This window comes from Streptomyces sp. NPDC051822 (assembly GCF_044452745.1).
In the GTDB taxonomy this organism is placed as follows: domain Bacteria; phylum Actinomycetota; class Actinomycetes; order Streptomycetales; family Streptomycetaceae; genus Streptomyces.
In genome coordinates this window covers 421864-435914 of sequence record NZ_JBITBZ010000003.1, presented here as the reverse complement: position 1 = coordinate 435914, position 14051 = coordinate 421864, and the positions used below count along the sequence as shown (strand labels likewise).

At 70.7% G+C, this 14051-nt stretch carries 14 protein-coding genes and 2 pseudogenes; 4 read left to right on the top strand and 12 right to left on the bottom strand.

Going from position 1 to position 14051, the window contains the following annotated elements; genetic code table 11:
* Nucleotides 1-2937, top strand: a complete 2937-nt coding sequence (locus ACIA8N_RS12490) for an FtsX-like permease family protein (RefSeq protein ID WP_365780198.1) — start codon at nt 1-3, stop codon at nt 2935-2937.
* 39 nt (nt 2938-2976) lie between these two features.
* Here the strand turns inward: ACIA8N_RS12490 and ACIA8N_RS12485 are convergent, their stop codons facing one another.
* The 4 genes from ACIA8N_RS12485 to ACIA8N_RS12470 all read right to left on the bottom strand — a co-directional run bounded on the left by ACIA8N_RS12485 (nt 2977) and on the right by ACIA8N_RS12470 (nt 6541).
* Nucleotides 2977-3492: a flavodoxin domain-containing protein gene (locus tag ACIA8N_RS12485; protein ID WP_365780196.1), complete on the bottom strand. Its 516-nt coding sequence runs from the start codon at nt 3490-3492 to the stop codon at nt 2977-2979.
* A 138-nt stretch (nt 3493-3630) separates the two neighbouring features.
* Nucleotides 3631-4512 carry a universal stress protein gene (locus tag ACIA8N_RS12480; RefSeq protein WP_365780195.1) on the bottom strand — a complete coding sequence of 294 codons (882 nt, stop codon included), beginning with the start codon at nt 4510-4512 and terminating at the stop codon, nt 3631-3633.
* Between the two features lie 142 nt (nt 4513-4654).
* Entirely contained in the window at nt 4655-5509 is an 855-nt protein-coding gene (locus ACIA8N_RS12475; RefSeq protein ID WP_365780194.1) for a DMT family transporter, read from the bottom strand.
* Nucleotides 5510-5662: 153 nt separating this feature from the next.
* The gene (locus tag ACIA8N_RS12470; protein WP_365780193.1) at nt 5663-6541 is read right to left on the bottom strand and encodes a universal stress protein; all 879 of its coding nucleotides are present in this window, start codon (nt 6539-6541) and stop codon (nt 5663-5665) included.
* Between the two features lie 170 nt (nt 6542-6711).
* On the opposite strand from ACIA8N_RS12470, the pseudogene ACIA8N_RS12465 reads away from it, so the two are divergent.
* The 3 genes and pseudogenes from ACIA8N_RS12465 to ACIA8N_RS12455 all read left to right on the top strand — a co-directional run.
* Nucleotides 6712-6809: pseudogene (locus ACIA8N_RS12465) on the top strand (IS5/IS1182 family transposase); the annotation flags it as partial.
* A gap of 137 nt (nt 6810-6946) precedes the next feature.
* On the top strand, nt 6947-7120 hold the full coding sequence (locus tag ACIA8N_RS12460) for a hypothetical protein (RefSeq protein ID WP_365780192.1): 174 nt from the start codon (nt 6947-6949) through the stop codon (nt 7118-7120).
* Nucleotides 7121-7503: 383 nt separating this feature from the next.
* Nucleotides 7504-7662 carry a DUF6126 family protein gene (locus tag ACIA8N_RS12455; protein WP_365780191.1) on the top strand — a complete coding sequence of 53 codons (159 nt, stop codon included), beginning with the start codon at nt 7504-7506 and terminating at the stop codon, nt 7660-7662.
* A 106-nt stretch (nt 7663-7768) separates the two neighbouring features.
* Here the strand turns inward: ACIA8N_RS12455 and ACIA8N_RS12450 are convergent, their stop codons facing one another.
* The 8 genes and pseudogenes from ACIA8N_RS12450 to ACIA8N_RS12415 all read right to left on the bottom strand — a co-directional run bounded on the left by ACIA8N_RS12450 (nt 7769) and on the right by ACIA8N_RS12415 (nt 13932).
* The gene (locus ACIA8N_RS12450; protein WP_365780190.1) at nt 7769-8104 is read right to left on the bottom strand and encodes a metalloregulator ArsR/SmtB family transcription factor; all 336 of its coding nucleotides are present in this window, start codon (nt 8102-8104) and stop codon (nt 7769-7771) included.
* Between the two features lie 239 nt (nt 8105-8343).
* A complete protein-coding gene (locus tag ACIA8N_RS12445; protein ID WP_365780189.1) occupies nt 8344-8760 on the bottom strand; it encodes an STAS domain-containing protein in 417 nt (138 codons plus the stop codon).
* Between the two features lie 367 nt (nt 8761-9127).
* Nucleotides 9128-10780, bottom strand: coding sequence for a SulP family inorganic anion transporter (locus tag ACIA8N_RS12440; protein WP_365780368.1), 1653 nt, complete (start codon nt 10778-10780; stop codon nt 9128-9130).
* Between the two features lie 74 nt (nt 10781-10854).
* A complete protein-coding gene (locus ACIA8N_RS12435) occupies nt 10855-11157 on the bottom strand; it encodes a metalloregulator ArsR/SmtB family transcription factor (protein ID WP_365780188.1) in 303 nt (100 codons plus the stop codon).
* 343 nt (nt 11158-11500) lie between these two features.
* Nucleotides 11501-12010, bottom strand: a complete 510-nt coding sequence (locus tag ACIA8N_RS12430) for a transposase family protein (RefSeq protein ID WP_365780367.1) — start codon at nt 12008-12010, stop codon at nt 11501-11503.
* A gap of 113 nt (nt 12011-12123) precedes the next feature.
* Nucleotides 12124-12291: pseudogene (locus ACIA8N_RS12425) on the bottom strand (IS5/IS1182 family transposase); the annotation flags it as partial.
* A gap of 350 nt (nt 12292-12641) precedes the next feature.
* Nucleotides 12642-13508, bottom strand: coding sequence for an LLM class flavin-dependent oxidoreductase (locus tag ACIA8N_RS12420; RefSeq protein ID WP_365780187.1), 867 nt, complete (start codon nt 13506-13508; stop codon nt 12642-12644).
* Between the two features lie 43 nt (nt 13509-13551).
* Nucleotides 13552-13932, bottom strand: coding sequence for a hypothetical protein (locus tag ACIA8N_RS12415; RefSeq protein ID WP_365780186.1), 381 nt, complete (start codon nt 13930-13932; stop codon nt 13552-13554).
* Nucleotides 13933-14051 lie beyond the last annotated feature (119 nt).

Here is a 14051-nt window from a genome sequence, read left to right as displayed (position 1 = left end):
ATGTACCCGAACCTCCTCTTCCCGCTGCTCATCGCCCTCGCCCTCGCTCTCGCCGCCCTCGTGGTGGTCGCCGTCCGGCAGCCGGTGTCACGACGCCTCGCCTTCCGGCAGGTCGCCCGTCGGCGCACCGAGGCAGCGCTGGTGATCGGCGGATCGATGCTCGGAACGGCCATCGTCATCGGGGCCCTGGTCGTCGGCGACACCCTGAACTTCTCCGTACGGCAGGAGGCGTACCGCAGCTTGGGCCCGGTGGACGAGCGCGTCGTCGCGCCCCCCGGGCCGACCGGACGCGCCGTCACCGAACGGCTGGCCGTACTGGCGGGCGATCCGGACGTCGACGGGGTCCTGAACGCCCGCGCCGCCCAGGCTTCCGCCATCAGCGGTACGGATGACCGCACGGCCGCCGAACCGCGTGTACTGGCGTGGCAGATCGACTTCGACGAGGCCTCCCGCTTCGGTGCGGCGGGGGGCGACTCGGGCCTCGACGGACCGAACCCGAAGCCCGGCCAGGTCGTGGTCAACGAGCCGCTGGCCCGGTCCCTGAGCGTGGGAGCCGGGGATCCGATCACGGTGTACCTGTTCGGAACACCGCAGACGTACCGGGTCGAGCGCGTGGTCCCGGAGCAGGGTCTTGCCGGTGTGGGCCTGGGCGGCAGGCTGAACCGCGACGTGTTCCTGCCGCCGAAGGCCCTGGACTCCGCCGCCCGCGGCGCCGGAGCGGAGCCGCGCTCGGTCACCTTCGTGTCCAATCGCGGCGGCGTCGAAGGCGGCGAGGCCCTGACCGACCGGGTGACCGCCGACATCCGGCAGGCTCTGGGACCGCTCGCCGGCCAGACGACGATCGACACGCCGAAGCACACGGTCCTGCGGGACGCGAAACAGGCCGGGGACTCCCTCGGAGCCCTGTTCCTCATGATCGGCAGCTTCAGCATCATCGCCGGCGCACTGCTCCTGGTGAACATCTTCGTGATGCTCGGCGAGGAGCGGAAGTCCCAGATGGGCATGGTGCGGGCCGTGGGGATGAAGCGCTCGCGGCTCGTCGGGTCCTTCACTCTGGAAGGGGCGACCTACGCGCTGCTGTCCGCCCTGCCGGGCGTGGCCATCGGGGTCGCCGTCGGCTGGGGTGTCGCCGTGGTGGCGGCGCAGATCTTCCAGGGCTGGTCGGTCGGCGGCAGCAGCATCCGGATCGCCTTCGCCGTCACCCCCACGAGCGTCCTCAACGGGCTCGCCATGGGCCTGCTCATCGCCTTCGCGGCAATCCTCGCCACCAGCGTGCGGATCAGCAGGTTCAACATCATCGCCGCGATCCGCGACCTCCCCGCCACGCCGGGACGGGGACCACGCCGCCGTCTGCTCGCGGTCTCCACCACCCTGGCCGTCCTGTGCGCGTTCGTGGCCGTCCCCGCGGTGGCGCGCAGCCAGCCCGACGCGACGTACCTCATGCCGGCGCTGGCCCTCGCCTTCGCGACTCCGGCGCTGCTGCGGGTCCTTCCCCGTCACACGGTCACCACCCTGGTCGCGGGAGGCGTTCTCGTCTGGACGCTCCTGGCACCCGTCGTACGCCCGCGGATCTTCGACACGCCGTCGATGTCCGTGTACGTCATCCAGGGCGCCCTGGCCGCCTTCTCCGCCGTGGTGCTCGTCAGCGACAACCAGAAGACGCTGCTCCGCCCCGTACGCCGATTCCTCCAGCGGCCCACGGAGGGCGGCCTGGCAGCACGCCTCGCGGTCGCGTACCCCTTGGCCAAGCGGTTCAGGACCGGGGCGACGCTGGTGATGTACACCCTGATCGTGTTCGTCCTCGTGCTCCTGACGGAGATCTCGGGCGTGCTGCGCGCCGGGGTCGACGGGGTCGTCGCCGACGCCACCGCCGGATACTCCCTGCGCCTTGACTACAACCCCCAGGTCGCCGGCGACCGGCTCATCTCCGATCTCAGCGGCGGCCCGTCGGCCGCGGGGATCTCCGCCGTGACACCGCTGCTCAACGCCACGGGGCGGGCCACGGATCCGGGACACCGCGGCACTCGACCGCTGGACACCGCCGTCGTCGGCGTGCCCGACGGGGCGATCACCGGCATCACGTTCCGGGAGCGGCTCCCCGGCCTGGCCGACGACGCCGCGGTGTGGCGGGCTCTCGCCTCCGACTCCCGTTACGTCGTGCTGGACGGCTTCTTCGGCAGCACCGGCGGCCCGGCCGGCGACTACTACGACCCCGGGGACACCCTGGCCCTGACGGACCCCCGCACGGGCCGCAGCGAACAGAAGGTCATCGCCGGCGTGCTCGACAACGGCAGGGTCTTCTACCCCGGTACCGGCGCCAGTTCGACCACGTATCCCGTGGTGCTGGGCGAGCGGGCGACGCGCGAGCTCTTCGGGGCCCAGGCGCAGAACGCCTCCGCGCTGGTGAGAACCGGCCCCGGGACCTCACCCGACGCCCTGGCGACCCGACTGCAGGGCGAGCAGCTCTCGTCCAGTCTGGTCGCCACGCCCATCGAGTCGGACATCCGCCGCCAGTTCGACTCCAGCACCGCCTTCTTCCGCCTCATGCAGGGCTTCCTCGCCCTCGGGCTCGGTGTGGGCATCACCGGCCTCGGCGTCGTCATGGTCCGGGCCGTACGCGAACGCCGCCGCACCATCGGTATCCTGCGGGCCCTCGGCTTCCGCGCACGGACCGTCCAGCGGTCCTTCCTGTGGGAGAGCTCCTTCATCGCCGTGGAAGGGATCGTCCTCGGGTCGCTGCTGGGCGTCCTGACGACCTGGCTGATGTACAGCAACAGCGCCGCGTTCGAGGGCCTCGAAGGAGGATTCCCGGTCGAATGGGCCAGTATCGGCGGCCTGGCAGCGGCCACCTTCGCCGCGTCGCTCCTGGCCACGATCGGCCCGGCACGGCGCGCGGCCGCCATCCGCCCGGCGCTCGCGGTCCGCGTCACCGAATGACGAGCGGCCCAGGACGGTCCACCGACCCGTGCTGGCTCGTCACGTGTCGAGCTCCCGGGCGATGTCGTCCGCCCACGCGTCGATCGCCGCCCAGTCCCGGTGGTCCCCGTAGCGGCAGCCGAGCAACCGAAACAACAAGGCACCCTTCCGGTCGAGGTGCTCACGCCGGATCACGCCCGAGAAGCGCCCGTGACCCCGAGGACGGACGACCTCGACGAGAGCAGCGATACGCGGCTGCACCATGCGTTCGGCAAGCGTGCGCAACGGCCCGCGCAGAGCCGCGGTCATGCCGACGCTGAACATCCACGTCGGCTGATCACCCAAGCGATCAGCGTTGTTCCTGACAAAGCCTTCCGCAGCCGGCAGCCAAGCGCCGTCGTGGACCGCGCTGCCCAGCACAAGCGCACCGCTCTGCGAGGGCCACTGGTTGGAGGCCGAACGCAGCGCCAGGATCTCCACGGGGTGTCCGTTCAGGCGCAATCGCTTGCCGATCCGGTCGGCGATCTCCTGCGTGGAGTGATGCTCGGACGCGTAGAGGACTCGGACGGAGACCATGACACCTCCTCCGTGTCCCAGCGTCGCACCAGTCGTCGGCGGCCGCACCGTCTACGGCCTCGATGCGGGCACACCGATGCTCAGGCCCGGCCAGGTGCGCAGGGTCATCGCCTTCGAGGGCGTGCCGGCGTCAGGCGGTCAGTTCGCTCCGGACCGCACCACGGCGACCGGGCAGTGCGCGTGGTGCAGTACCGCCTGACTCACGGAGCCCAGAAGCAGCCCCGCGAAACCTCCGCGGCCACGGGCGCCGACGACCAGAAGCTGCGCGGCACTGCTCGCCTCGATGAGTGCCTCGCGGGTGGCACGGTGCACGGCCCGGAGCTCGACCGGGACGTCGGGGTGCCTCTCTCGATGGCCGGCGACCGCCTCGGCGAGCAGCCGCTCCTCGGACTGGGCGAGCATGCCCGGGCTGCTCGCGTACGGTTCGGCGGGATCCTGCGGCGGAGGCACCGGGGCGTTCCATGTGGTCCAGGCGTGGACGGCGAGGAGACCGGCGCCGCGCAGCTCGGCCTCTGCAAACGCGAAGTTCACCGCTGCCGCGCCGGCCAGGGAAGCGTCGACGCCCAGGAGGACCGGCCCGGTGGGCTCCGACTGCTCGCGGACGACGAGCACCGGACATCGGCTGTGCGCCGCAAGGTGCACCGCCGTGGAGCCCACCAGCAGCCCGACGAAGCCTCCCATGCCACGGGAGCCGACGACCGCCAGCTCCGCGGCACGCGACTGGGCTTCCAGCACCGTGAGTGGCTCGCCCGTCACCACGGTGTGCGTGACGTCCACCGACGGCGCCGTTGCCCTGGCCCGTTCCACTGCTTCCATGACCAGACCCTGCACGATCCTCCAGATCTCGTCCTCGTCCGGCGGCGGCACTGGCGGCCCCATCGGCATCTGCGTCGGCGGCCAGCGGAAGGCGTGGACGATGCGCAGCCCCGCACCGCGCCACCGTGCCTCCGTGGCGGCCGTCTCCACGGCGACGAGACTCGACGCCGAACCGTCCGCTCCCACGATCACCAGTCCGCTCACGGCTCTCCTTCGCTCAGCCCCTGCCTCCAGCCTCACCTCGATGCCGTCACCCGGCCAACCGGGGCAGGTCCCGCGGTGTGGTGGCGTCGCCCGACCGCCCCGCCACCTCTGCCACATACGACCGCTCCAGGCCCTCGCCGCATCATTCCGTGGTGGCCAGCGGCGACCGCCCCAGGAGCACGATGCCCGTCACGGCTGCCGCCGCGCCCAACGCCTGCACCGTCAGAGCCCATCCTGTGAGGGCGAGCTGCTCCCCGAAGACGGCGATACCGATCGCGACGGCGCCGATCGGCTCCAGAGTGTCGATGATGGGCAGACTGATGGCCAGGGAGCCGGCCTGGAACGCACTCTGCGACAGGACAAGACTCGTCACTCCGACCGCCATCAACGCGTATGGCTCCCAATGGAGGAGTACGTCGAAACCGCCGGTCCGGAACCGGCTGGCCGTGCTCTTGGTCAGGCCGTCGAGGAGCGCCAGCATCATTGCCGCGCTGACCGCGTACGCGGCCGTCCGAGCTCGCCCGGGGCGCCACGCTCCCATGGGCGCCAGCAGTGCCACGACACCGATCGCCGCCGCGAACGCGGGAGCCCAGTCATGCACCGCCGGAACAGCAGTTCCGGGAGAGAGCGGCAGCACTGTCAGGAACGCGGCCACACCCCCCGCGGTGCAGACGATCCCGGTCTTCTCCAGACGGGTCAGTGACTGCCGACGCCGCAAGGCCAGGAACGGCAGTGCGAAGACGAGGTCAGCGGCCGCCAGGGGCAGAACCAGGACCAAGGGGCCGAAAGCGAGCGCGAAGCCCAGGAAGGCGAAGGAGGAGACGGAGAGCACCAGCCCCACGAGCCATCTGGGCCGTCGCGCCAGATCGAGCAGGAGCTGCAGCCGAAGCGACTTCCGCATCGGCGCCTGCCGCGCCGCCTCGTGCTGCAGCACCGACCCGACTCCGAAACACACGGCGGCGAGCAAGGCACTCGACACCGCGATCACGATGTTCATGGACCGAGGCTCCTGACCGCCGCCGCTGGACAGCCCGCACGCGACACACGAGAGATCAGTCGGAGCGGGCACATCGCGCCCGCGAGCACTCCGGCCGCCGTGGCGGTGTGCGCGACGGGCCGCGACGGGGGCGTGATCCTGGCGGCGAACGCGTCAATCATGAGCGATGACGGCGACGGGCACGGGGCAGTGGTGCATCACGGCGTGGGTGACGGAGCCGATGTGGGCGCCCAGAGAGCCCCTGCGTACGCATCGGCCGACCACCACGAGGTCCGCGTTGTCCGCGGCGCGCAGCAGCAGCTGCGCCGGGCCTCCGACGGGCGTTCGTTCGACGACCCGCAGAGGAGGGAACTTGCGCCGCCATGGGCTCAGGGCGTCCGCAAGGCGCCGCGCGATGTCGGGCCCCATCTCCCGCTCGGCCGCCACGAGCGCCGAGGCGTCGCGGACCACAGGTCGAATCGACCACCCGTACAGGACGAGTACCCCGTCGCCCCGCGCCGCCGCCTCCTGGAAGGCGAAGTCGAGCAGGGGGGCGAAGAACTGGTCGATGTCCACGCCGACGACCACGTCTCGTGTACCACCGGCCAGGGCGGCCCCGTCCGGACCGTCCGACCACCTCGGTGCCCTTACGAGTACGACGGGTCGATCCGTGACACTGATCGTCGCCATGCCGACCGACCCGAGAAGGAAGCCCCGCACCCCGCCCAGCCCGCGTGAGCCGAGCACCAGGAGACCGGCCTCGGCCGCTTGGTCGGCCAGGACCTCGGCGGCACGGCCGGACACATGACGAGTCTCGATGTTCAGAGAGCGGTGCTCGAGCCGCACTGCCTCGGCGGCCTCGTCCAGCAGCTCTTGGACCCAGCGGCGTCGTGCTTCGGCGCTACCGGGCTGCACCGTCCCGGCACCCGGCCCCGGGTCCGCGTAGACGATACGCAGCCCGACTCCTCGCAGCACCGATTCCCGCGCGGCCCATGCGGCGGCAGCGACGCCCTCGGGCGCCCCGTCCACACCGACGATCACGGGACCGGACATATGGCGCGCTCCGTTCGGACATGGAGGCGCGAACCTTCTCCCCAGCCACGGGTTTCGGGCCCCGCGACACATCGCACGCCCGGGAAATGGAAGGCGACTCCCTTCACGGCCTCAGAAGTCCAGTATGCCCATGCGATGGCCAGGGGCACTTCGATCGAGGGGCTGATCCGTTGTGGGTGGAAACGTTCACCGGCCTGCGGGTGTGGCAGTTCGAGCGGCTACTGAAGGCGTCCGGGAGCGGGGCGGGGGCCGGCCGTGGCGCCGACCGCCGACGGCCGGGTGCCGCTGATAGCCGTGCGCTTGGCGCGAACCTCACCATGCGGCAGCTCGAGACTCGAAACCACCCCGCTACACTTGCAGAGTTATGCAATTTGCTAGTTCTGGATTCGGTGGATGGGATGCGGTGTGGCTCGTTTCGAGGAAGCGGCACTGGAGCGGGTCCGGATGGCGCGGGCTCGTGTCCGGGCCGCGAGGGAGGCTGACGACGTCTTTGAAGAGGCGCAGGCCGAGGAGGAGCTGGAGGACGCGCTGCGCGTGGCCCACGATCACGGCGTGGCCATCGGCGAAGATGTCCAGTGAATCGGATGGCGGCGCGGTCTCGTGCGAGGCCGCGTCCATGCCCCCGGCGCCTCTCGTCGCCAACCCCGTCCGCCGCGCCCACCAGTCCCCGGAAGCCGAGGTCACCCTCCAAGTGGCGACCACACGCCGCCGCCGTCCCAGAACTGGACCCGCGCCCCGTAACGCTGGCCGAGGCCGATCGGGCCGCTGGGCAGGGGCTGCGCACGGTGGCGGGCCTGGCACGGACCATCGGTGGCGATGTCCGTATCAAGCCGCCTCGGGCGGACGCGGCGAAACGGTCATCGTCCGCTTCGAGCACGTCGGCGAGCACGGCGTGAAGGTGCTCATCCGCCCGCACTCCCCAGCCCAGGACGAACCGACACTCGGATAGGAGATCAGCCGTCATGACGGACGACAAGCCCGTGGAGAGCGAGGAGGCGAGGCACGAGCGGTGGCTGGAAAAGGGCATCGCGCTGAGGGCCTTCTTCTACATCTTCGGCACGCACCTGTTCGCCGGCTTCGTGTGGCTGCTCTTCTACGTCGGCCAGCACGCCCAGAAGTGAGGGGCGGCCGTCACCCGGTGTCAGAAGCGCCTTGAACCCACGCTGACGGAGGTAGGCCGCCGAAGGCGAGGCGCGGGTCCGGTGAGACCTGCGCCCCATGGGCTGCCTAAGGTTGGCTGGTGGCGCGAAGGTCGGCGAGCAGTTCGGCCTGGCCCTGCAGGACGCCGGAGAGGATGCCGCGGGCGACCAGCAGCAGTTCGGCGATCTGCGGGTGGGTAAGCCTGTAGTACACCGTGGAGCCCTCCCGGCGGGTGACCACCAAGTTGGCCTTGCGCAGGACAGCCAGCTGCTGTGACAGGCTCGCGGCCTCCACTCCGACCTCCGGCAACATTTCGCCGACCGCGTGCTCGCGTGCGGCCAGGAGTTCGAGGACGCGGATGCGGACCGGGTGCCCCAGGGTCTTGAAGAACTCCGCCTTCAGCTGGTATAGCGGTGTGCTCACCTGCGTACCCCTGCCTTGAGTACCCATCTCATCCACCCAGAACCGTTCCTTCATAGGGCATCTGATCGCCCCTGTTCGCACCTTGTGACCTCCACAATTGCAGATCCCTGCAACTCCTGGGCCCGGTGGGCGGCCTTGATGACGCCCCGACCCCCGCGAGAGGGTGCTTCGCCGCTCAGACCTTCTTGAGGAACTCGCTCTTCAGGACCGGCTGTTGACCTTGGCGCTGTCGCTGGCGTTCAGGTGAGGGCGGGTGCGGCCGGATCGTTCGTGTCCGGCCAGTCATCGCTGCGCCACTGCTTGACCCTGACACGGGCGTCGTGGGAGGCCAGGGCGGTGGCGAGGTCGCAGTGCACGGCGACGGGAGGGCACGTGGCGTCCGGTACGAGAGATCCGTCCGCGGGTATGGCCGCGAGTTCCAGATGGCGGCCGTTCTCGACGAGGTGGCGCGCTGCCCGGGCGACGGCGATCTGCCCGTCGGCCGACCAGCCCAGGAGGCCGGTCAGGTCCAGGATGACCGGGCCGGTACCGCGGGCGAGCGCCCACCCGATGGCGCCGGTGAACCGGCCGGTGGCGTCCGCGCCGAGATATCCCGCCAGGGACAGCACGCCCACATGCTCATGGGCGGTGTACCGCCATTCGATCGTCATCGTCATTCCTCAGTTCCTCGGCTTCACAGGGGGAGAGTGATGTAGACGGCCTTGCCGCGCCCGTCCGCATCGGTGCGGACGACGGCTGTGCCGCCCAGCCCATCGTCAGCTCGACCACCAGGGCCGGGGCGCCGCCCGGGGCGGCCGCCACGACCTGAACATTCACTGTCCCGCCGCGGTGCGGGCGAGGCGGCACCCGGACACCGGGGTGCGGGCGTAGCAGAGAGCCGTCGTCCGCCCCCGCCGCACACGTGATGGAGTGGGGACGGCTCGCCGCCCGGGCCCCGTGCAAGCCGTCCGTCCCCGGATCCTGCGGGGAGCCACACGGCCTCGGTGCCGGAGACCTCGGTCCTGTGACGGTCGGCGGGGGATGTCATCGTGTGGCCTTCCGGGTGAGGTGCGGTCGGTGCCTCCCGGGCAGCAGCCCTGCCTGCTCCAGGTGTCTGCGGGCCCCGGCGATCGCCTCCGGGGTGGTGGCGTACTCGCGTCCCTCGTGCCGGAGCAGGTCCAGAGCGCCCACCGCGTCCAGGGCTTGGCGTTGGCCGGGCCGGATACCGGATGTCATGACGGCGATGTCCCGCCTGTGCAGCTTCTCCACGGCGTCTTTGAGGACGAGGGCGCCGGTGGCGTCCATCGTCGTGATCCTCGACATGCGCAGGATCACCACCTTCACGTCGGCGACCTCGGACAGCTCCAGGAGGAAGCGGTGCGCACCGGCGAAGAAGACCGGGCCGTCGATGCGGTACGCGACGATGTGCTCCGCCAGCAGGGCGTGTTCCTCCTCGCTGTGCTCGCCCGGCAGATCCGGCCGGAAGTCGACCTGTTCCATCCGTGCCTGGCCTGCCACCGCCTTCAGCGCGAGGGCTCCGGCGACGACCAGACCGATGATCACCGCGTAGACGAGGTCGAGAAGCAGTGTGGCAGCGGCTGTGAGGATCAGTACGACGGCGTCCGAGCGGGTCGCCTTCGCCATCGCCCGCAGCGAGCCGACCTCCACCATGCGGATCGCCGTCGCCAGCAGCACGCCTGCCAGCGCCGCCAGGGGGATCCTCGAAACAAGGGGGGCGGCGGCGAACACGATGACTGCGAGCACCGCTGCGTGGGTGAGCGCGGCCAGGCGGGAGGAGGCACCGGTACGGACGTTTACCGCGGTCCGCGCTATAGCGGCTGTGGCCGGGACGCCGCCGAACAGCGGGGCCGCCAGGTTTGCGATGCCCTGCCCGAACAGCTCCTTGTCCGGGTCGTGCTGCTGCCCCACCGTCATGCCGTCCGCGACCGTCGCGGACAGCAGCGACTCCAGAGCGGCCAGGGCGGCCACCGCGACGGCCGGGGCGAGCAACGAGCCGAGCGCGGAGACGTCGAGGAAGGCGAGAGAGGGGGCGGGCAGGCCCGAGGGCAGATCTCCGATCGGTTCCGTCCCGCCTAGGTGGAAGGCTTGTGCGAGCACCGTCGCGGCGATCACCGCGACGATCGAGAACGGGATCGTCGGCTTCCAGCGAGCTCCTGCGAGCATCACCGCCGCAACGCCGGCCGAGAGGCCGATCGCGGTCCAGTTCGGGGACGCCAAGAAGTCGTCGAGTGCCCGCCAGGCCACGAGCAGGACCTTCTCGCCCTCCGGCTTGGTCACCCCGAGCGCGTTGGGTACCTGTTGGAGACCGATCACGCACGCGATACCAAGGGTGAACCCCTCCACCACCGGCGCGGGCACATACCGCATGTACTGCCCGGCCCGCAGCAGCGCGAGGCCGGTCAGCAGGACACCGGCCATCAGCCCGACGGTCAGCACGCCGCCGGGCCCGTACTGGGCAACGATCGGCACCAGCACCACGGTCATCGCACCCGTGGGCCCGGACACCTGGAGGTTCGACCCTCCGAACAGTGCGGCGAGCGCGCCGGCGACCACGGCGGTGACCAGTCCGGCCTCGGCGCCGAGACCGGACGAGACCCCGAAGCCGAGCGCGAGCGGCAGAGCGACGATCGCCACGGTCAGTCCGGCCAGGAGATCTCGGCGGGGGCTGCGGCCCATGACCGCGAAGTCGCGCCGGGTCGGCAGCAGCGAGCGGACCCGCACGAGCAGGGAAGGAAGGAAGGTGTGGAGGGTCACGAGGCCGGGACCTCGGACTCCCGCAGCTCCTTCAGCAGCTCGTTCTGCCCCGCCAGGACCTCGGTCAAGATCCGCCGCGCATAGACCACGGTTGAACCGTCACGCACGGAGGTGACGATCCCCGAACGCCGCAGCACCGCCAGCTGCTGCGACAGCGTGGACGGTTCGACTTCGATCGCGGACAGCAGATCCCGTACCGGCATCGGCCCGTCCTGCACCAGCTCCAGGACCCGTATCCGCACGGGGTGCCCGAGCATCCGGAAGAACTCGGCCTTGGCCTGATACAGCGGAACCGGCACGGTCTCGCACCCTTCTCGCCACCCCGGGCGCCGGGGCTGACGTTTGGCGCCGTGCCCGCGGCTACCTGCGGACACAGCACCCACAGCATCTATGAAATTGCAAACTTATGCAATTCATGGATTCCGTGGGCCTCTCCTCACTCAGTGGACAGACCCGGCGCAGCCGGGGCTCGTCGGCATCGACCGCTGGGGTCATGTCACGCAATCCCGGCCGCCGTCACTACGGTCGGAGGCCGGGTCGATCGTCCAGAACGACGGTCCCCTGACCGTTCCGGCGGGAGAGGACGGGGCGGTGGAGCTCAGCGCCGGCCTGGGCACCCGCTCTCCGCGCTCGTGGACGCCGTCACCCAGGCGACGGTCTGCACCGGGATTGCCTTCCCGCCGGGTCGCAGCGGGTACCCGCACAGGTCGACCGCCTGCACCGCCGCCGGCGCAGAGCCTGTCGACCCTCCCCAAGGCTGTCCTGGCCGGCATCGCCCGCCCGCTGTCCGCCACCGTGCTCGCCGACCGGATCCCGGTTGTCGAGCAGTGGCACGACGGCGCACACATCTGGTGGACCCCGATCGCAGAGAAGCCGCTCGCGCGCTCTCCGGTGCCTGCGGTTGGGGCTGCCGCGTCGGCACACGGTGAGGATGCGCCACGCTTTGAGGTTTGCGAAGCCGTGTTCGACGGGGGCGCGGGCGGCGGCCAGGAGGCGGTTGGCCTGCTTCTGGCCGGGGGTGAGCTTTCTCGCCAGGGTGGCCTTGTAGCCGGTGACGATGACCAGGTCGTCGGGGTCGTCAGGCTTGTCGACGCCGTGGAAGCCGAGGTCGGCCAGGGCGCCGAGGCCGGCGGCCTTGAGGTGTTCGACGATCTTGTCGCGGCGGGCGGCGGTGGCGTCGTGGGTGCGTCGTGGGTGCGTCCCGGCCGGCAGGCGGAGGTCCAGATCAGTCTGTCGTTCTCGTCGGTCAGGGCGAGGAAGTGCAGGCCGTGGCGGTGGTGCTTGCCCGAGTAGTAGGGCCGGTCGTCTTTCCCGGTGCGGCGCACGGTGGGGATCAAGGTGCCGTCGATCAGCACCACCTCACCGCCCCGCTGGGCTATCTTGCGCAGGGCGCGGTCCAGCCGTTCGGCCTTCGCGGCGAGCAGACCGATCATCTCGTCGCGCCAGCGGCGCAGCGTGGACTCCGCGACGTTGTTGCCGCCGGCCAGATCCAGCAGGCGCTGGTCGTGCCGCAGCATCGCCAGCACGAGCACCGCGATCCGGCCCGGCGGCAGGATCCGAAACGGGGAGCGGACCGCCTTCAGACGAGTCCGTAACGGGTCGGCGAGGTGGACAACAGTGCTCGTGGACATGGGCAGGCGGCACTGATACACGAGGGAGACGGCGTCCCCGGGCGCGTTCTTTGTTATTGCTCACACGATCTCAACGACCGCCGGGGGGCACCGCAGTTACGTCCCACAACCGGCCATCCTCACCCGGGCCGGAGGGTCCGCGGCGCTGGTAGCTAATTGAGTACCGGCGGCCCCGCCTCGATGCGCCGCAGCACCGGAGCCAGGCAGTCCACATCGGGGCCGGGATCGAGTTGCCGTTCGTCCCACCAGGTGGCACCCGCGTCGCGCAGCGGGCCGATCACATCCTTGGCCTTGGCAGCGTCCGCCGGAGTGGCGCCGCCGACGACGAGGTCGAAGGGGCGCTGGGCGTCGCCTTCTCGATGATCGCGCACATAGGTGATCAACTCCCGCACGTCCTTGGGGTCCGGCGGGGTTCCGTGCAGGGCGTTCTTGAACAAAGGCACCGCGCCGTCCCACCGCGCGGCCCGTCGCATGGGCGGACGGTTCGGCCAGAATCCTCCGATCCACACCGGCGGCCGGGGCCGCTGCACGGTGGCGGGCTGCAGGCTCACGTTCCGCGCCTGGTAGTGCCGACCGTGATGGTCGACGGCCTCACCCGTCCAGAACCGCCCCAACAACTCAAGCCCTTCGTCCAGCCGCTCGGCGAGCACACGTCGATCGGTGGAGTCGCCGAAGCTGCCGTATTCGTCCTCGACCGGCCCACCCAGCCCCGCGGCGAAGACGACCCTGCCTCCGCTGAGGTTGTCCAGGGTGGCCACCTGCCGCGCGAGCTGCTGAGGCCGATAGCGAGCCACCGGAGTGAGCAGCGTCCCCACCCGGATCCGTGACGTCGCGAGCACGGCCGCGGTCAGCAGCATCCACGCGTCCCCGAAGGGCCGCCCCGAGTACCCCCGGTAATGGACGTGGTCCCAGACGAAGAGCCCGTCCCACCCGGACTCCTCGGCTGCCGCCGCGGCGGTTGCCACGTTTCGGGGGTCGGCGAAGTCGCCGAAGTTCGGGATATTGATCGAGAAACGCATCCGGGCATCGTGAGCTGTCCCCACCTGCCCAGGCAACGGATTATTAAAGGCGCACGGAGTACCGGCCGTCTGGCTGTTTGCGCAGCCAGCCCCGCTCGGCGAGCCGGGTCGCCAGAGGCGCCCCGGCCTGGCGGACCGCGGCCAGGATGCGCTGGTACTCCGGCGGCAGCACGGCCTCGTCCACGCCGCCCTCACGGTGTTGGACCAGCAACACCGCACGTCCCGCCACCTGCACCGCGGCCGGTGCGGCTGCCACCCGCTCGCCGGCGATCCGTTCGGCCATGCGCCGCCAGACCCGCTCGGCGACGGCGAGTTCGTCCCGCTCGTCCCGCACCTGATCAAGGTGCTTGACCAGCTGTTCTTCGAGTTCGTCCAGTTCCGCGCGGCGCGTGGCGATCCGTTCCGCGATCTCGGACTCCACCATGAAGCGGAGAGTAAGCGGCGCCGAGGCCGCGGCGCGGAGGAAACCGCAAAGTCCCCCCAGACACCCCGTCAAATGATGAAGACCGCAGACTCGCACTCACGGCCAGCGTGAGTACGCCC

Bases quoted from the DNA above. Each gene is read 5' to 3' on its own strand.
- ACIA8N_RS12490 (WP_365780198.1), top strand. From the start codon at position 1: ATGTACCCGAACCTCCTCTTCCCGCTGCTCATCGCCCTCGCCCTCGCT.
- ACIA8N_RS12485 (WP_365780196.1), bottom strand. From the start codon at position 3,492: ATGGTCTCCGTCCGAGTCCTCTACGCGTCCGAGCATCACTCCACGCAG.
- ACIA8N_RS12475 (WP_365780194.1), bottom strand. From the start codon at position 5,509: ATGAACATCGTGATCGCGGTGTCGAGTGCCTTGCTCGCCGCCGTGTGT.
- ACIA8N_RS12470 (WP_365780193.1), bottom strand. From the start codon at position 6,541: ATGTCCGGTCCCGTGATCGTCGGTGTGGACGGGGCGCCCGAGGGCGTC.
- ACIA8N_RS12455 (WP_365780191.1), top strand. From the start codon at position 7,504: ATGACGGACGACAAGCCCGTGGAGAGCGAGGAGGCGAGGCACGAGCGG.
- ACIA8N_RS12445 (WP_365780189.1), bottom strand. From the start codon at position 8,760: ATGACGATGACGATCGAATGGCGGTACACCGCCCATGAGCATGTGGGC.
- ACIA8N_RS12440 (WP_365780368.1), bottom strand. From the start codon at position 10,780: ATGGGCCGCAGCCCCCGCCGAGATCTCCTGGCCGGACTGACCGTGGCG.
- ACIA8N_RS12420 (WP_365780187.1), bottom strand. From the start codon at position 13,508: ATGCGTTTCTCGATCAATATCCCGAACTTCGGCGACTTCGCCGACCCC.
- ACIA8N_RS12415 (WP_365780186.1), bottom strand. From the start codon at position 13,932: ATGGTGGAGTCCGAGATCGCGGAACGGATCGCCACGCGCCGCGCGGAA.